Origin of the sequence: Cobetia sp. MM1IDA2H-1 (assembly GCF_002916775.2) — a bacterium.
Taxonomy (GTDB): Bacteria; Pseudomonadota; Gammaproteobacteria; order Pseudomonadales; family Halomonadaceae; genus Cobetia; species Cobetia marina.
In genome coordinates this window covers 1,212,288-1,230,531 of the sequence record NZ_CM133225.1, presented here as the reverse complement: position 1 = coordinate 1,230,531, position 18,244 = coordinate 1,212,288, and the positions used below count along the sequence as shown (strand labels likewise).

14 protein-coding genes are annotated in these 18,244 nt (G+C 63.1%); all 14 read right to left on the bottom strand.

Annotation, left to right across the window (positions count from 1 at the left end; all coding sequences use genetic code 11):
- Positions 1 to 149: 149 nt before the first annotated feature.
- Positions 150 to 1,394, bottom strand: a complete 1,245-nt coding sequence (locus BOH68_RS05265) for a cysteine desulfurase (protein ID WP_077372519.1) — start codon at positions 1,392 to 1,394, stop codon at positions 150 to 152.
- Positions 1,391 to 2,803, bottom strand: coding sequence for a Fe-S cluster assembly protein SufD (gene sufD, locus BOH68_RS05260; RefSeq protein ID WP_077372516.1), 1,413 nt, complete (start codon positions 2,801 to 2,803; stop codon positions 1,391 to 1,393). Before sufD ends, BOH68_RS05265 begins: the two co-directional genes overlap by 4 nt.
- Positions 2,803 to 3,552, bottom strand: a complete 750-nt coding sequence (sufC, locus tag BOH68_RS05255; protein ID WP_077372513.1) for a Fe-S cluster assembly ATPase SufC — start codon at positions 3,550 to 3,552, stop codon at positions 2,803 to 2,805. Before sufC ends, sufD begins: the two co-directional genes overlap by 1 nt.
- Before the next feature lie 75 nt (positions 3,553 to 3,627).
- Entirely contained in the window at positions 3,628 to 5,070 is a 1,443-nt protein-coding gene (sufB, locus tag BOH68_RS05250; RefSeq protein WP_077372510.1) for a Fe-S cluster assembly protein SufB, read from the bottom strand.
- A 125-nt stretch (positions 5,071 to 5,195) separates the two neighbouring features.
- Positions 5,196 to 5,726, bottom strand: a complete 531-nt coding sequence (locus BOH68_RS05245) for an SUF system Fe-S cluster assembly regulator (protein ID WP_077372507.1) — start codon at positions 5,724 to 5,726, stop codon at positions 5,196 to 5,198.
- Positions 5,727 to 6,051: 325 nt separating this feature from the next.
- The gene (locus BOH68_RS05240) at positions 6,052 to 7,347 is read right to left on the bottom strand and encodes an adenylosuccinate synthase (RefSeq protein ID WP_077372504.1); all 1,296 of its coding nucleotides are present in this window, start codon (positions 7,345 to 7,347) and stop codon (positions 6,052 to 6,054) included.
- A gap of 134 nt (positions 7,348 to 7,481) precedes the next feature.
- Positions 7,482 to 8,666, bottom strand: coding sequence for an ATP phosphoribosyltransferase regulatory subunit (locus BOH68_RS05235; RefSeq protein ID WP_077372501.1), 1,185 nt, complete (start codon positions 8,664 to 8,666; stop codon positions 7,482 to 7,484).
- A gap of 400 nt (positions 8,667 to 9,066) precedes the next feature.
- Positions 9,067 to 9,948 (bottom strand): protease modulator HflC, encoded by an 882-nt coding sequence (gene hflC / locus BOH68_RS05230; protein ID WP_077372498.1) that lies wholly within the window; start codon positions 9,946 to 9,948, stop codon positions 9,067 to 9,069.
- Complete coding sequence (gene hflK, locus BOH68_RS05225; protein ID WP_077372495.1) at positions 9,945 to 11,177, bottom strand: FtsH protease activity modulator HflK; 1,233 nt, start codon at positions 11,175 to 11,177, stop codon at positions 9,945 to 9,947. The genes hflC and hflK overlap by 4 nt, the downstream gene beginning before the upstream one ends.
- Positions 11,178 to 11,464: 287 nt before the next feature.
- Positions 11,465 to 12,835, bottom strand: coding sequence for a ribosome rescue GTPase HflX (hflX, locus tag BOH68_RS05220; RefSeq protein ID WP_065392482.1), 1,371 nt, complete (start codon positions 12,833 to 12,835; stop codon positions 11,465 to 11,467).
- A 15-nt stretch (positions 12,836 to 12,850) separates the two neighbouring features.
- Positions 12,851 to 13,099, bottom strand: a complete 249-nt coding sequence (gene hfq / locus BOH68_RS05215) for an RNA chaperone Hfq (RefSeq protein ID WP_065392483.1) — start codon at positions 13,097 to 13,099, stop codon at positions 12,851 to 12,853.
- Between the two features lie 115 nt (positions 13,100 to 13,214).
- Positions 13,215 to 14,198 carry a tRNA (adenosine(37)-N6)-dimethylallyltransferase MiaA gene (gene miaA, locus BOH68_RS05210; protein WP_374700393.1) on the bottom strand — a complete coding sequence of 328 codons (984 nt, stop codon included), beginning with the start codon at positions 14,196 to 14,198 and terminating at the stop codon, positions 13,215 to 13,217.
- Between the two features lie 60 nt (positions 14,199 to 14,258).
- Positions 14,259 to 16,535, bottom strand: coding sequence for a DNA mismatch repair endonuclease MutL (gene mutL / locus BOH68_RS05205; RefSeq protein WP_077372489.1), 2,277 nt, complete (start codon positions 16,533 to 16,535; stop codon positions 14,259 to 14,261).
- Between the two features lie 195 nt (positions 16,536 to 16,730).
- Positions 16,731 to 18,215 (bottom strand): N-acetylmuramoyl-L-alanine amidase, encoded by a 1,485-nt coding sequence (locus tag BOH68_RS05200; protein WP_374700392.1) that lies wholly within the window; start codon positions 18,213 to 18,215, stop codon positions 16,731 to 16,733.
- Between the last annotated feature and the right edge of the window lie 29 nt (positions 18,216 to 18,244).

Sequence of the window (18,244 nt, the reverse complement as noted above, 5' to 3'; positions counted from 1 at the left end):
ACCGCATGACAGCCATGCGGATCAAGAATACTGTGGGTTCACTCAGGATGTGCGGGTCACAACATCCCCTGGCAAGCGCCGATAGCAATGAGGCCCGCCATGCGCGAGCCTCATTGATCAGCGCCCGTCAGGGCCACCGCAGGGGATGCTCAGCGCACCATGGTCAGCACGCGCTGCAGAGCCTCGACGAACAGGTCGATCTCCTCCGGCGTGTTGTAGGCCGCGAAGGAGGCGCGACAGGTGGCATCGACACCGAAACGTCGCAGCACCGGCTGAGCGCAGTGATGACCGGTCCGGATGGCGACCCCCAGCTGATCGATCAGCAGACCGATGTCCTGGGCGTGGGCACCGTCGACCACGAAGGAGATCGCGCCGGCCTTGTCGGGCGAGTTGCCGATGATGCGCAGCCCGTCCACTTCGCGCATGCGCTCGGTGGCATGGCGCATCAGCTGCTGCTCCCAGCGCGTGATCAGCGCCATGTGGGTGCAGTCCAGCCAGTCGATGGCCTTGCCCAGACCGATGACCTCGGCGATGGGCGGCGTGCCAGCCTCGAACTTGTGCGGCAGATCCGCGAACAGGGTGCCGTTCTCGAACGAGACCGTGCGGATCATCTCGCCGCCGCCCTGCCACGGTGGCATGGCATCGAGCAGCGCTTCCTTGCCGTAGAGCACGCCGATGCCGGTCGGGCCATACATCTTGTGGCCCGAGAAGACATAGAAGTCGGCGTCGATCTCGCGTACATCGACCTGCTGATGCGGCACCGCTTGGGCACCATCGACCAGAATCAACGCGTCGTGAGCATGCGCCAACCGGGCCATCTCGGCCACCGGGTTGATGCTGCCCAGGGCGTTGGAGACCTGATTGACGCAGACCAGGCGCGTCTTCTCGCCCAGCAGGTCACGGTAGGCCGCCATGTCGAGCACGCCATCGTCGTCACACGGAATCACCTTGATGACGATATCCAGGCGTTCCGCCAGCATCTGCCAGGGCACGATGTTGGCGTGATGCTCCATCACCGAGATCAGCACTTCATCACCGGCATTCAGCCAGTTGGCCCCCCAGCTGTTGGCGACCAGGTTGATCGCCTCGGTGGTGCCGCGCGTGAAGATGACTTCACGCGTCAGGCGCGCATTGATGAAGGCACGTACCTTCTCGCGCGTCCCTTCGTAAGCGGCCGTCGCCTCGTCCGCCAGGCTGTGCAGGCCACGGTGGATATTGGCATTGGTGTTGCGGTAATAATCGCTCATCGCGTCGATGACGGCAGTCGGCGTCTGGCTGGTGGCGGCGCTGTCGAGATAGATCAGCGGCACGTCACCATGCACGCGACGCTCGAGGATCGGGAAATCCTCGCGGACCCGCACGACATCGAGCATCAGATTGTCGAGTGCGCTCATGCGAAGTCCTCATCACGCGCCACCGCCACGGCCCCGCCGCCCAGCTCGACACTCAGATCCACCAGCTCATCGAGGTGGAAGCGTGACGGCAGGCGACCCGCGACGCTGCGCTCGATACGCTCGGCGATGGCGTCGATGCCCAGACCGGACATGACCTCATTGGCGAAGGCCAGGGTCAGCAGGCCGCGTGCCGTCTGCTCATCGATGCCACGCGCGCGCAGTGCGAAGACAGCCGTCTCGTCGAGCTGGCCGGTCGTGGTGCCATGGGAGCACTTGACGTCGTCGGCATAGATCTCGAGTTCCGGCTTGGTATTGATCTCGGCGCGGTCCGACAGCAGCAGGTTGGCGTTGTTCTGATGCGCCTCGATCTTCTGACTGTCACGCTTGACCAGTACGCGCCCATTGAAGACACCACGTGCGCGGTCGGCCAGGATGCCCTTGTAGTTCTCATCCGAGAAGGTCAGAGCCTCGTTGTGATTGACCAGCGAGTGGGTATCCACGTGCTGACGATCACGACCGAAGAACAGGCCATCGAGGCGTGCATGGGCGTTGTTGCCGTTGAGATCGCAGACGATGTCGTTGCGCACCAGACCACCACCGGTATTCAGGTTGATGGAGCGGTACTGGCTGTCACGCGGCTGCTCGACCTGCAGTGAGGCGATATGCGTCTCGCCGGTGGCGGCCTCACCCAGCTTGTAGTGATTGAGCACGGCGCCGCGCTCCAGCATCACTTCGCTGACCATGTTGGTGAAGTTGGTCGCGCCGGTCTCGCCGATGTGATGCTCGATCACGCTGGCTTCGGCACGGCTGCCCAGCTGCACCAGCAGACGCGGATGGCTCATGGTCACGGGCTCGCCTTCGACGGCGGCGCGCGACAGGAACAGCGCATAGACCGGCTTGTCGAGCACCGTCCGAGGGCCGACCTGAATCACCGCACCCTCTTCAGTGAAGGCAGAGTTCAGCGCCACGAAGGGCGTGAAGTCGATACCGGTCAGGCGATTCAGCGAGCCGCCGATCACTTCCGGCTGATCGATGATGGCCTGGGACAGCGGCACGACACGCACGGTGTCCGGCAGGCCCGCGACATCGGAGAGCTCGGCGTTGTAGAGACCATCGACGAACACCAGGCGGTAAGCATCGACGGCGAGCGCCAGCTCGTCCTTCACCGCCGCCGAGAGATGGGCATCGTCGGCGAGACGGTATTGCTGGCGACCCAGCGCCTGGGTGTCGGTGTACTTCCAGGCCTCGACCTTGCGAGTCGGCAGACCCAGCGCTTCAAAGCGGGCGATGCCGGCCTGACGGCGCGCCGCCATCCAGCTCGAGTCAGCCGCGAAGCGAGCCTTGCGCGCGGCGAATTCGCTGGCGAAGGCTTCGCTGCCGGGGACGGACGCGGTAGCAAGTGCTGTCATTACGCGGTTTCCTCCTGCAGCCAGTCATAACCCTGGGCTTCGAGTTCGAGGGCCAGCGACTTGTCGCCGGACTTGACGATGCGGCCATCCATCAGCACGTGGATGTGGTCCGGCACGATGTGCTCGAGCAGACGCTGGTAGTGCGTGACCATCAGTACGGCACGGTTCTCGTTGCGCAGGGAATTGACGCCCTTGGCGACGATCTTCAACGCATCGATGTCGAGACCGGAGTCGATCTCGTCGAGCATGGCGAGCTTCGGTTCCAGCACCAGCATCTGCAGGATCTCGTTGCGCTTCTTCTCGCCACCGGAGAAGCCCTCGTTCACCGCACGCTGCAGGAAGCTGGCATCCATCTGCATGAAGGCAAGCTTCTCGCGGATCAGCTTCATGAATTCCGGGGCCGGAATCTCGCCCAGGCCTTCGGCTTCACGCTTGGCGTTCAGCGCCGCCTTGAGCAGGTAGACATTCTTGACCCCCGGGATCTCCACCGGGTACTGGAAGCCCAGCAGCAGGCCGGCACGCGCGCGCTCCTCGACTTCCATCTCCAGCACGTCCTCGCCTTCATAGGTGATGGTGCCCGAGGTCACTTCATAACCGTCCTTGCCGGCGATCACGGAAGACAGCGTGGACTTGCCCGCACCGTTCGGCCCCATGATGGCGTGGACTTCACCCTTGTTGATGGTCAGGTCGAGCCCCTTGAGGATTTCCTTGCCTTCCACCGAGACGTGCAGATCTTTGACTACGAGCATGATGATACCTTTGGCTGACAGGCCGCCCGCAAGCGGCCCTCAAGAATGGGGATGAATGCGAAACAGGCTGTGGCGTTAGCCGACGGCGCCTTCGAGGGTGACGTTGAGCAGCGCCTCGGCCTCGACGGCGAACTCCATCGGCAGCTCCTGGAAGACGTCCTTGCAGAAACCGTTGACGATCATGTTGACCGCATCTTCCTCGCTGATGCCGCGCTGACGGCAGTAGAACAGCTGATCCTCGCCGATCTTGGACGTCGTCGCCTCGTGCTCGACGGTAGCGGTGGCGTTGCCGATCTCCTGATACGGGAAGGTGTGCGCACCACAGCGATCGCCGATCAACAGCGAGTCACACTGGGTGAAATTGCGCGCGCCCTTGGCCCGTGGACCGATCTTGACCAGGCCACGATAGGACTGCTCGGAGTTGCCGGCCGAGATGCCCTTGGAGACGATGGTGGACTTGGTGCCCTCACCGATGTGGATCATCTTGGTACCGGTGTCCGCCTGCTGGCGACCATTGGTGACGGCAACGGAGTAGAACTCCCCGACACTGTCCTTGCCACGCAGGATGCATGACGGGTACTTCCAGGTGATCGCGGAGCCGGTCTCGACCTGGGTCCAGGACACCTTGGAACGATCACCGCGGCAATCGGCACGCTTGGTGACGAAGTTGTAGATGCCACCCTTGCCGTCTTCATCGCCCGGATACCAGTTCTGGACGGTGGAGTACTTGATGTAGGCATCTTCCAGCGCGACCAGCTCGACCACGGCGGCGTGCAGCTGGTTCTCATCACGCTGCGGTGCGGTGCAGCCTTCCAGATACGAGACCTGAGCCTGCTTCTCGCAGATGATCAGGGTGCGCTCGAACTGGCCGGTGTTGGCGGCGTTGATGCGGAAGTAGGTGGAAAGCTCCATCGGGCAGGTCACGCCTTCCGGCACGAACACGAAGGAGCCATCGGTGAAGACGGCCGCGTTCAGCGCGGTGAAGTAGTTGTCTGCCTTGGGCACGACGGTCCCCAGATACTGCTTGATCAGCTCCGGGTAGTCCTGGATGGCTTCCGAGATGGAGCAGAAGATCACGCCTGCCTCGGACAGTTCCTTCTTGAAGGTGGTGGTCACCGATACGGAGTCGAATACCGCATCCACCGCCACGCCAGCCAGCGCGGCACGCTCGTGCAGCGGGATACCCAGCTTCTCGTAGGTCTCCAGCAGCTTGGGGTCCACCTCATCCAGACTCTGCGGACGATCTTCCGGCTTCTTCGGGGCGCTGAAATAGGAAATCGCCTGGTAGTCGATCTCGGGGTAATCCAGGTGTGCCCAAGACGGCGCCTTCATCTTCAGCCACTGATGATAGGCATCCAGACGCCACTCCAGCATCCACTCCGGCTCACCCTTCTTGGCCGAGATGAAGCGAATCACGCTCTCATCCAGTCCCGGCGGAATGGTGTCGCTCTCGATGTCGGTCACGAAGCCCTGCTTGTACTCTCGCTGTACAAGCTGCTCCATCTCCTGGCTCGCCATGCTGGTCTCCTCTCCCGGAGAAGCTCCGGGTCTGTTCAGATTCCTGATCACCCCGCCTCAACTGCGGCGAAGCTCGAATATTCGAATGTTTCTGAAGCCTGGCCCGCTACCGTGGGGCTGAGCATTCAGCGCCCGGACATGCCGTTGACGACGCTTCCTGCACTGCTGTCCTTGTCAGGGGCTCCCCCGGCAGCCTCTTCATCGCTGTAGAGACTGACGGCCTGAATGGGCAACTGGATCGGCATCCGCAGCGGTGCGGTGGATGCCAGATGTGCCAGCGTCACGCTGCCCAGCAGTTCACCGATGGCGCGTGAGACTCTCTGCCAGTTGTCGGCCACGCCGCAGGTGTTGACCAGCTCGCAATCGCCATCGGCGTGGCTGCATTCCGTGACGGCCACTGGACCTTCGATGGCGCTGATGATGTCACTGGCCGTGATGTCACTGGCGGGTCGCGCCAGACGGTAGCCCCCCTGCGCCCCACGACGTGACTCCAGCAATCCGGCGCGTACCAGCGCCTTCAAGGTCTTGCTGACGGTGGGATGCGGCAACTGAACGCTTTCCGCGAGATCGATCGCTGCATGGGCCGACTCCGGCTCGCGAGCGATGCGCGCCATCACCACGGCGGCATAATCGGTCATTCTGGAAAGCTTCAGCATCTTGCCTCCACTGCGGGGTTATCAATTGGGGACCATTTTAGTCCTGTATCAGAACGATGTGAAGCCAAGCACCCAGCGAAAACGCCAAATTGCGGCCTGGGCAACCAGTTTGCCGACAAGATAGCCGCCGATCACAACAAAAATAACAATCATTCCCATTTAAAATTCCTACTGACCACCCCACCCTGCCACTCTCAAGACTGTACAAGCCCTTCTGCTACCAGCCTTGGAACGCAAGACACCCCGCCGGGAAATCCCGACGGGGTGTCTTGGTCTTGCATCATCTCGACATCACGCGCCGCTCAGGAGAGCGACGTGGTCATGATCAGTCGTGGAACGGATTGCGCAGCACGATGGTCTCGTTGCGATCCGGGCCGGTGGAGATGATGTCGATCGGCACGCCGACCTGCTCTTCCAGGAAGCTGATGTAGGCACGGGCATTGGCCGGCAGCTTCTCGACTTCACGCACGCCGATGGTGGAGTCGCTCCAGCCCGGCAGGTCCTGGTAGAGCGGCTCGATGGCTTCATAGCCTTCGGAATCCACCGGGTTGTCCAGCACGTCGCCATCCTTGCTGCGATAGCCGATGCAGACCCGGATGTTCTCGAGACCATCCAGCACGTCCAGCTTGGTCAGGCAGATGCCGCTGACCGAGTTGATCTGCACGGCGTGACGCAGGGCGACGGCATCGAACCAGCCACAACGACGCGCACGACCGGTGGTGGCACCGAATTCGTGGCCACGCTCGGCCAGGTGACGGCCGAACTCATCGAACAGCTCGGTCGGGAACGGGCCGGAACCGACACGGGTGGTGTAGGCCTTGGTGATGCCCAGCACGTAGTCGAGATACAGCGGGCCGACACCGGAACCGGTGGCGGTGCCGCCGGCAGTGGTGTTGGAGCTGGTGACGTACGGGTAGGTACCGTGGTCGATGTCGAGCAGTGAGCCTTGAGCACCCTCGAAGAGGATGTTCTCGTTGGCCTTGCGCACGGAGTGGACCAGGTCCACGGTGTCGCAGACCATCGGACGCAGCTCTTCGGCCATTTCCATGGCTTCGTCCAGCACCTGCTGGAAGTCGACCGGCGCTTCGCCGTGATAGTGCTGCAGCACGAAGTTGTGGTAGTCCAGCACTTCGCCCAGCTTGGAGGCGAAACGCTCACGGTGGAGCATGTCACCCAGACGCAGACCACGACGCGCGACCTTGTCTTCGTAGGCCGGCCCGATGCCACGACCCGTGGTGCCGATCTTGGCGACACCACGCGCCTTCTCGCGCGCCTGATCCAGGCGCACGTGATAGGACAGGATCAGCGGGCAAGCCGGCGACAGACGCAGACGGTCACGTACCGGCACGTCATTGGCTTCCAGCTCACGGATCTCCTTGATCAGCGCTTCCGGAGACAGCACGACGCCATTGCCGATGACGCAGGTCTTGCCCGGGTGCAGGATACCGGACGGGATCAGGTGAAGAACGGTCTTCTTGCCATCCAGCACCAGTGTATGGCCGGCGTTGTGGCCACCCTGGAAGCGCACGACGGCGCTGGCGGATTCGGTCAGCAGGTCAACGACCTTGCCCTTGCCTTCATCACCCCATTGGGTGCCGAGCACGACTACATTCTTGCCCATGATTCCTAGTCTCTTTCGGTGAATAACCGTCGGTGAAAACCCACTCACAAGTGCAGCCACCTCAAGGGCAGCTGCACCTCGGGACCTGGTGGCCCCTGCTGTTCTGCTGGCTGGCACGCATGGCCGTCAGCGGATCACGACTGCAGCGTCACGACCTGCCAGGCGCCATCGACCTGGACAAGCTCGCGGTTGCAACGGTGCGCATCGGCACCGGTGGTCTGGCCCGGCAGCGCGGCGATGACACGCTCGCCGTCGGCGCGCAGCTGATCGACACACTCTCGCAGCGCGCTGTCATTGAGCGCCGGTGCCCAGATGCCATCGCAGGCCGGAGGCTGCACGGCGAGCGACGCCAGCTGCTTCAGGTCCATCGAGAAGCCGGTGGCCGGACGCGCACGTCCGAAGGCACGCCCAGTATCGTCGTAGCGCCCGCCCTTGGCCAGCGCCTGACCGTAGCCCGGCACATAGGCCGCGAACACCATGCCGGTGTGATATTCATAGCCGCGCAGTTCGGCGAGATCGAAGTACAACGTGACCTGCGGATGACGCTCACGCACGACCTGACTGAGGGCGGCAAGCTGATCCAGTGCGCCGGCGACGGCAGCGGGCGCGCCGGCAAAGGCGGTCCGGGCCTGGGCAAGAATCTCTTCATCCCCGTGCAGGTGCGGCAGGGTCTTGAGCATGCCCGCCACCACCTTGTCACCCACCACGCGATCGATCAATGCATCGAGAGCGGAATACTGCTTGCGTTCGATGGCGGCGAACAGCTCGCGCTCGTGCTCGTCGCTCATGCCGGCTTCGGCGATCAAGGCACGATAGATGCCGATATGCCCCAGCGCCAGGTGCAGCTCGCCAGCACCGGCCTGCTCGAGGCTGGTCAGTGCCAGGTGCAGGATCTCGTGGTCGGCCTCAAGGCCAGCATGACCGAACAGCTCGGCACCGACCTGCACCGGGCTGCGTCCGCCCTGATGCTTGTCCGCCTTGGTACGCAGCACGTTGGCGCAGTAGCACAGACGCACCGGCCCTTCACGATGCAGGGAGTGGGCATCCATGCGTGCCACCTGCGGGGTGACATCGGCACTGGCTCCCATCATGCGCCCGGTCATCTGATCTGTCAGCTTGAAGGTCTGAAGGTCAAGCTCGGTACCGGTGCCGGTCAGCAGGGAATCAAGGAATTCGACGGGAGGCGGCAGCACCAGGTCATAGCCGAAGCGATGATAGAGGTCGAGCAGCGCGCGGCGCAGCGCCTCCATACGGGTTGCCTGAGGCGGCAGTACCTCATCCATGCCATCCGGGAGGAGCCAGCGATCTGCGATGGTCATTGCGCTATCCTGCGAGAAATTTTTGACAAGGAGTGGCGCGTATCGCGCGTGCCGTCAGTGCAGGGACATGCCGCTGCAACTCAGTGACGAAACACCCGCGCAACACGCTGGACACTCGACGGCAACGCCCTTGAAACACGGCGTGAGACAGGCTCGAGCCGCGCCTTGAGGCGGCTTCGCGAGCAAGGACTGCCACGCTGACAGCGCCTGTCCGGGGCCCATCGGGACTTCGTGGGAACGTCGTCGATAGAGGAAAAACGGCCACAAAAAAACCGGGCGGTGCCCGGTTGCAGGAGTCTAGCATGAATCCTTTCGGGATGAACCCCACACGAGACTTCGTGCGGGGTTCATCCGCGGCATCGTCATCTGTTCGCCTGATGACGATGCGGACGGTCAGCCGTTACTGAGAGCCGCCCTGCGAATCCTTGAAGAAGCGGAAGAATTCGCTATCCGGCTGGATGACCATCATGTTGCCATCACCCTTGAAGCTGTCGCGATAGGCCTGCAGCGAGCGATAGAAGCGGAAGAACTCCAGATCCGCCCCGTAAGCCGCAGCGTAGATGGCGGCCGCTGATGCGTCCCCCTCACCACGCAGGGTCTGCGCCTGCTCTTCAGCCTGCGCAAGCAGTACCGAACGACGGCGGTCCGCATTGGCCTGGATCTTCTCGGCCTGCTCCTGACCCTGGGCACGATATTCACGTGCCTCACGCTGACGCTCGGTCTTCATGCGCTCATAGACCGCCTGAGAGACTTCGTCCGGCAGGTCGATGCGCTTGACGCGGATATCGAGAATCGACACCCCCAGTTCCTTGCGCATCACCGCGTCGAGCTCTTCGGTGGGCTTCTTCATCAGCGCATCACGCTGTTCGGAGATGATCTGTACCAGCTCGAGCTTGCCGAACTCGTTACGCAGACTCTCATCGACACGCGGCGCGATCAGACGCTCTGCCATCTGCTCATCACCGGACGTCGCCTCGTAGTAGCGCTTGGGGTCGATGATCTTCCACTTGACGAAGGAGTCGACGATGACCGCCTTCTTCTCGCGGGTCAGATAACGGCTCGCCTGGGCATCCAGTGTCAACACGCGCGTATCGAAGGTACGAATCGTGTTGTAGACCGGCAACTTGAAATGCAGGCCCGGCTGGATGTTGTCTTCCACCACCTCACCAAACTTGAGCTTGATGGCGCGCTGGGTCTCATCGATCGTGTAGAGGCTGTTGCTGGCGAACCAGGCAACGACGGCCAGACCCGCCACGGCCATCAGTGAGCGATTGTTGATCATTGACGACCCTCCCGACGAATGCTGTTGCTGCTGTCATTGCTGCTCTGGCTGCTGCGGCCGAGAGCGTCGCTCGCCTGTCGGGACACGCGATCCAACTCACTGCGACTCATGCCACTGGCATCCTCGGACGTGGCATTGGACTTGCCAGCCAGCTTGTCCAACGGCAGGTACATGAGGGAGTTGCCGTTCTCGACATCCACCAGCACCTTGTTGGTCTTGCCGAGCACTTCCCCCATGGTCTCGAGGTACATGCGCTCGCGGATGATCTCCGGTGCCTTCTGGTACTCGGTCAGCAGGGAAGTGAAGCGATTGGCCTCACCCTGGGACTTGGCCACCACCGACTCCTTGTACCCTTCGGCTTCCTCGATGATGCGCTGCGCCTGACCTTGAGCCGCCGGGAGAATCGAGTTCTCGTAGGCCAATGCCTGGTTGATCGTGCGCTGACGATCCTCACGAGCCTTGATGACGTCATCGAAGGAATCCTGGACCGCTGCCGGCGCCGACGTGGACTCGACGTTGATGGTCTGCAATGTCAGACCCACGCCATAGTTGTCCAGGTAGGACTGCAGACGCGACTTGACGTTGCTGGCCAGCAGCTCACGCCCGGAGGTCAGGATGTCGTTCATGTCGGCGCTGCCGACTTCGTGACGCAATGCAGAATCCATGGCGTTCTCGAGGCTGACCTCGGGAGCACGCACGTTGAGCAGGAAGTCACGCGGGTTGGATACCTGATACTGGACGGACATCTGCACTTCGACGATGTTCTCGTCCTGCGTCAGCATCGACTTGGTCTGGGAGAGCGAGCGCACCTTGGTGACGTTGATCTCGCGCACGTCATCGATGATCGGCGGATTCCAGTGCAGGCCCGGGCCGACGATGTCGTTGTACTTGCCGAAGCGAAGCACCACGCCACGTTCGGACTGATCGACCAGATAGAAACCGGAAGCCGCCCAGATGGCGACCAGCACCACCCCGATGATGCCCGGCAGGGCAAAGGCATTGGTGCTGCCACCACTGCCGCCGTTGCCGCCCCCGCTGCCGCCACGACGCTTGCGGCCGTTGCCCAGCATGCCGTTGAGCTTGTCCTGGAACTTCTTCAGCGCTTCGTCGAGGTCGGGCGGTCCACCGTTGCCACCGCCGTTGCCTCCACCCCCTTTCTTGTCCCCGTTGCGGCCACCGCCACTCCAGGGGTCATGCTGGTTGCCGCCACCCGGCTCATTCCAAGCCATACGTCGTCTCCACTCAGTCGATGTTCCGCTCGTCATTATGATGACGCCGCCCATGCCGGCTTTCGTTGCCGGGAATCGTCCCCGGCAATTGATGACCGGTTCTTTGCTATGACACGGCGGCGCGCCCCTTGCGGGAGAAGGCCATGGCCCTGCCTGACAACCATCCTCTGCCAGGCGGCATCCGACAATCCCTTCACGTCGAATGCCTGTTGCTCGCTGCACGTCACTATCCGTGCTAGGGCATCTGCATCAGGTACCTGCAGATGCCAGATGACGCAATCACTGCGTCAGGACTTGTGCGTCACCGAGAGGCGATGCTTCTCGGCGCGCTCGGCAGACAGCTCACGCTGCCAGGCCTCACGATCGTCATGCTCGCCCCCGAGGTAGGCCTCGGGAGATTCCCCAAGATGCGACAACAGCTGGAGAAAGTCGCGCTTCTCGAGACGAATGTCCATCAACGCATTGCCCTGCTCGTCATACGCTTCACTCTTGACGGCATCCAGCTCATGCAGACCGGCACGCAGGCGTGACTTCTCCGGCCCCAGCGTCAGACGGGTCGAGATGACATTGTCTGACAGCAGCTCGGAGAAGGCCTGCATCAGCAGATCCAGCCCCTTGCCGTCACGCGCCGACAACCATACGACCAGCGGACGCCCGAAGCCGTCGCGCTCGATGCGCGGCGCCATGTCGAGGCGATCGACCTTGTTCATGACCAGCAGGCGTGGCACGTCACCGGCCTCAATCTCGTTGAGCACCTCGTTGACCTGCTCGGTATTGCGATCATTTTCCGGGTCAGCCGCATCGATGACGTGCACCAGCAGGTCCGCCTCGGCGGCTTCCTGCAGGGTGGCCTGGAACGCTTCCACCAGCTTGTGCGGCAGGTGCCGAATGAAGCCGACGGTATCCGCAAGCACCGCAGGGCCCACGTCTTCCAGCTCCAGACGGCGCAGCGTCGGGTCGAGCGTGGCGAACAGCTGATCCGCCGCATAGACCTCAGAGGTGGTCAGCGCATTGAACAGCGTCGACTTGCCGGCGTTGGTATAGCCGACCAGTGACAGGCTGGGGATCTCGGCACGTGCCCGAGCACGGCGGTTCTGATCGCGCTGCTTGTGCACCTTCTCGAGCCGCTTGTGGATCGACTTGATCCGGGCACGCAGCAGACGACGGTCGGTCTCGAGCTGGGTTTCCCCCGGGCCACGCAGACCGATACCGCCCTTCTGACGCTCAAGGTGGGTCCAGCCACGCACCAGGCGGGTGGACATGTACTCGAGCTGAGCGAGCTCCACCTGCAGCTTGCCCTCGTGGGTGCGCGCGCGCTGGGCAAAGATGTCGAGGATCAGACCGGTGCGGTCGATCACGCGACACTGGAGCGAACCTTCAAGGTTGCGCTGCTGGGAAGGGCTCAATGAATGGTTGAAGATCACAAGCTCGGCTTGGTGCTCGGCCAGGGCCTCACGCACTTCCTCAAGCTTGCCTTCTCCGATGAACGTACGGGAGTCAGGGCGGGGCCGGCTACCCTCGATGAGGGTGGCCGGCACGGCGCCTGCCGAACGTACGAGTTCGAGGAGCTCACCTGCATCCTCGCGTTCTTTTTCGTCCCGGAAATTGACATGGACCAGGACGGCCGTTTCACCGGCTTCGGGTCGTTCGAAGAACAATCAGCGCCTCGGATTTCAGCTTTCTGTGGAGGGCACGGTCGCATCCTGGGCCGGCAGGCGCACATTGCGCGAGGGCACCACGGTTGAGATAGCGTGCTTGTAAACCATCTGGGAGACGGTATTGCGCAGCAGGATGACGAATTGATCGAAGGATTCGATCTGGCCCTGCAGCTTGATGCCGTTGACCAGGAAGATCGAGACCGGAATACGTTCCTTGCGCAGGATGTTCAGGTACGGGTCCTGGAGTGATTGACCTTTGGACATGTGACTCTCCGTAAAAAATGTCTCGTTCGAGGCAAGTATGGTTATGTTCGCCAGCGCTCCGGGTTGCCCTCTTTGGGGGGCTTCACGGGCGCGGGTCGTGACAGCTCATGTTACGCTAAGTGCTGGTCTGGCGCACGATTTTCAAGGTTTCACTGTAAGGATTTACACCCATGGAATCCACGTGGTGAATCCCCTTCCAGCTACGCAGCCAGGTCAATTGACGCTTGGCGAGCTGGCGGGTGGCAATGATGCCACGCTCACGCATCTCGTCACGCGTCAGATGCCCCTCCAGATAATCCCACACCTGACGATAGCCGACACAGCGTATCGAGGGCAGCCCGGGGTGCAGCTCCGGGCGAGCCTTCAGCGCTTCGACCTCGCCAATCAGGCCCTGTTCCAGCATCTGGTCAAAACGCGTCTCGATACGTTCATGTAACACGGCTCTGTCATGGGGCGCCAGTGCGATCGGGATCGGCCGGAACGGAAGCTCGGCTTCCGGCTGCTCCGCGAGCAGCTCCGTCATCGAGCGCCCGCTCAACAGACAGACTTCCAGCGCACGTGTCAGACGCTGCGGGTCCGAGGGCCGGATCCTCTCGGCGCTCGCCGGATCCAGCCTGGCAAGCTGCGCATGCAGCGCCGGCAGCCCTTCGTCTCTGGCGCGTGCTTCCAGCTGTTCACGCAGCGCGGGATCCGCCGCCGGCAGCTCCGCCACACCTTCCAGCAGCCGCTTGAAGTACATCATGGTGCCACCGACCAGCAGCGGCATCTTGCCGCGGGACTGGATCTCGGCGATATGCGCCAGTGCATCGCGACGAAACTCCGCTGCCGAATAGCTCTCCAGCGGGTCCAGGAAGTCAATCAACCGGTGCGGCGCCCGCGCCAGCTCTTCGGCGCTGGGCTTGGCGGTCCCGATGTCCATGCCACGATAGATCAGCGCGGAATCGACGCTCACCAGCTCCGCCCCCTGCTCCTCGTGCCAGCGGATGGCCAGGTCCGTCTTGCCGGAGGCTGTCGGCCCCATCAACAGCATGACGGGCGGTTTGTCAGCCATCTCATGCGCGGCACGGGGGGAAATGTCGGGGGATTGCGTCTGGGTCATGACCTATTGTCTGGGCTAGGAGGTGAATCAAGGGTGAACCACTGTCGATACCGGGCAGGCTTACTGCCCACGCAGGAACAGCTTGTCGAGTTCATTCATGGAAAGTTCGGTCCAGGTAGGACGGCCATGATTGCACTGACCGGAGCGCTCGGTGCGCTCCATGTCTCGCAGCAGGGCATTCATCTCGGGAACCGTCAGGCGACGATTGGCCCGCACGCTGCCCCGGCAGGCCATGTCCGCGAGCAGCTCATTCATGTGAGCTTCCATGCGATCGCTGCGGCCGTAACGCTCGAGATCCTCCAGCATGCCGCGCACCAGTGGCTCGACATCGGCATTGCCGAGCACCACCGGCACCTGTCGCACCAGCAGGGTTTCCGGTCCGGCGGCGTCCAGCTCGACACCCAGACGCGTGAATGCCTCGGATTCGCGCTCGAAGGTACCCATCTCGCGCGAACTGACGGCAAGTGACACCGGCACCAGCAGCGGCTGGGCCTCCAGATGACCGCCGCCATGCACATGGCGCTTCATGCGCTCGTAGGTGATGCGCTCGTGGGCGGCGTGCATGTCGACCATCACCAGTCCACGCGAGGTCTGCGACAGGATGTAGACCCCGTGCAGCTGCGCGATGGCGTAGCCCAGCGGTGGCGTATCATCCTCGGCGCTCTGGGCTGGCAGGCCACGCATCACGATGTCAGAGGTGACAGGCGTGGGTCCGTCAGCGGACACATTCTCTGCCGGGACTCCCGACGATGGCTCCGCTGACGGTGCCGAGACCTGCCAACCGGCGGCAGATTCGCTGATACTGGCCGGTGCGTCATCCTCACCTTGGCGCATCCCTTCGCCCAGTGTGACACGCGGGGCGCGTCGCGCCTCGCGCTCGGCAATGGCGATGGCGGCAGGGTCACGAGCAGCGCCATGCTCAGGCGTCGTGCCCGCTGGCCCGCCACCCGGCGTCAGCAGATGGTCTTCGCTGGGATGCAACGCACGATAGCCGGCCATGAACTGACGCACCCGCTCAGCACTCAGGCGCTCGCTGGAGCGGCCATCTCCGGCCGGCGGCAGCTGTGACGATGGCTTCCAGGGCGCGGCAGCGCCTGACGGCTCACCTGCAGCGGCTGACTGATCCTTCCCGGCCGACGCACCACCACCAGGGGATGACTGCGCTGACGCACCATGCTCCTGCGCATCCTGCTCCTGACGCCCGAGACGCATGCCCTGCTGCTGCCAGCCGGGATCCTCCTCCTTCTCCTGGCCCTCGATACCGGTGGGCGCGGCGCTGTTGTCACCGGGGCGCACCTCGGCCAGTGCCTTGTGCAAGCTGGAGAACAGGAAGTCGTGCACCAGGCGACCGTCACGGAAGCGCACTTCGTGCTTGGTGGGGTGAACGTTGACATCCACCACCGTGGGGTCCAGCTCCAGATAGAGCACGAACACCGGATGCCGGCCGTGGAACAGCACGTCGCGATAGGCCTGACGCACGGCATGCGCGACCAGACGGTCACGCACCACGCGGCCATTGACGAAGAAATACTGCTGGTCCGCCTGGGCACGCGAATGCGTCGGCAAGCCGACCCAGCCGGAGAGACGCAAGCCGGAGGCCTCGATATCCAGATGCAGCGCATGCTCGAGGAAGTTGCGACCCAGCAGTGCGCCGATCCGTCGCTCCACCGTCAGCGTGTCCTCGCCGGCACGCAGCTGATGCACCACCTTCTGGTTGTGGCGCAACGTCCAGCCGATGTCGTGACGCGACAGCGCGAGACGGCGGAAGCTTTCCTCGACATGGCCGAATTCGGTCTTCTCGGTACGCATGAACTTGCGACGCGCCGGCGTATTGAAGAACAGGTCACGCACGGCCACGCTGGTGCCACGCGGATGGGGCGCCGGCGAGACGCGCGGCGACATCTCACGGCCTTCCGCCACCACCCGCCAGCCATTGGCGGGCTCATCCGAGACGTTCGAGAACAGCTCCAGGCGCGAGACCGAGCTGATCGAGGCCAATGCCTCCCCCCGAAAGCCGAGACTCGCCACACCTTCCAGGTCATCAAGGCTCTCGATCTTGCTGGTCGCGTGACGTGACAGGGCCAGCGGCAGATCCTCCTCGGTGATGCCGCAGCCGTTGTCACGCACGCGAATCAGCCGCGCACCGCCGCCTTCCAGTTCCAGCTCGATGCGCGTACTGCCGGCATCGATGGCGTTCTCGACCAGCTCCTTGACCACGGAGGCCGGTCGCTCCACCACCTCGCCCGCCGCGATCTGGTTGGCAAGACGCGGATTGAGGATGCGGATACGCCGCTCACGTGTTTCAGCGACATCCGTATCAGATGACTCGACGGACATGGAAGAACTCCTGATTATGCATGCGTAGAGGGCGTCTCTCTGAAAACGACACTGCCCGCCGACCCGGCTTCTCCGTGCGGCGAGCACGCAAGAGCCGAGTCAGCGGACAGTCGACGGGCTTCATGCCCGATGGATAGCGTGCTCGGGCCGCCACGCCCGCCTGCCACCACATCGAAGGAGCAGGCGGCCTGACACTCAGCCGCGCGGAATCTTGAGCACCTGACCGACGCGGACCGTGTCCCCGCTCATGCCATTGGCCTGCTTCAGCGCGGCCATGCTCACGTTGTGACGCTGTGCGACTTCCGACAGCGTATCGCCACTCTTGACGCGATACTCGCCACCATTGCCGCCTCGTGCCTGGCTGCGTCGCCATGCCAGCAGACTGGCAGGCGGCGGATTGCGCTCGAAGTGACTCTGGATACCCGAGAAGATCGAGCGCGCCAGCTTTTCCTGATAGGCGCCACTGTTGAGGTTGCGCTCTTCCTGGGGATTGGAGATGAAGCCCGTTTCCACCAGCAGAGACGGGATGTCCGGCGACTTGAGCACCACGAACCCGGCCTGCTCCACCTGACGCTTGTGCAGCGAGTTGATGCGGCCCAGATTGGCCAGCACGCCGCTGCCTGCCGCCAATGAATCATTGAGCGTGGCGGTCATGGTCAGATCCAGCAGCACGCCGCGCAGCATCTCATCCTTGTCATTCAGGCTGAGGTTGCCATCCACGCCGCCGATCAGGTCAGCACGGTTCTCGGTGGCCGCCAGCCAGCGGGCGGTCTCTGAGGTGGCGCCTCGGCTGGAAAGCGCAAAGACCGAGCTGCCATGCGGCCGCGGACTGTTGAAGGCGTCGGCGTGCACCGAGACGAAGAAGTCTGCCTTCTGCTCACGCGCGATCTCGGTACGCTTGCGCAGCGGGATGTAGTAATCGCTGTTGCGGGTCAGGATGGCCTTGAAGCCGGGCTGCTCGTCGAACATGCGCTTGAGACGCTTGCCGATCTTGAGCACCACATCCTTCTCCTTGGTGCCGCTCGGGCCGCTGGCGCCCGGGTCCTCACCGCCGTGACCGGGGTCAATGGCGATGATGATATCGCGCTTGGGATGCGTCGCCGCCTTGCTGCTCGGCAGCGGCGCGGCAGGCTCGCCCTTCAGCTTGCGCTTGGCTGCCGCCTGCTCCTGCTCGCGGATACGGGCTTCGATCGGGTCGATGGGATTCTCGACCGCGGACTCGCCCGGGAACTCGAGATCCACCACCAGACGGTTGCCGTACTTGTCGTTCGGCGCCAGCGTGAAGTCCTTGGGATTGACCTGGCGCGTCAGATCCAGCACGACCCGCAGGGCATCGTCCTGTCGTCCGGTACGGATCGCCTTGATGGCACTGCCTTCCAGATCCAGCGCATCGAGCTTGTGCTTCACCGCGTTGCTGGCCACCTCGCTTGCCGCGAGGTCGATCACCAGACGCCGAGGATTGTCGAGGCTGAAGATGTTGGCACTGGCTGCGCTATCGAGATCGAACACCAGCCGCGTGTGGTCCGGCGCGGTCCACAACCGCAGATTCTCGACCTTGGCGGCCAGCGCCTGGGGAGCGAGCGCGAGACTTGCCAGCGAGCACATCACCCCCCCCGCCAGGCAGCGACGTAGACCGCGCATCATGCGCAGGCGAGAGGATTGGGGCGCAGTTTCAGGCATCGGAAAGGGTGACTCGAACAGAAGGAACA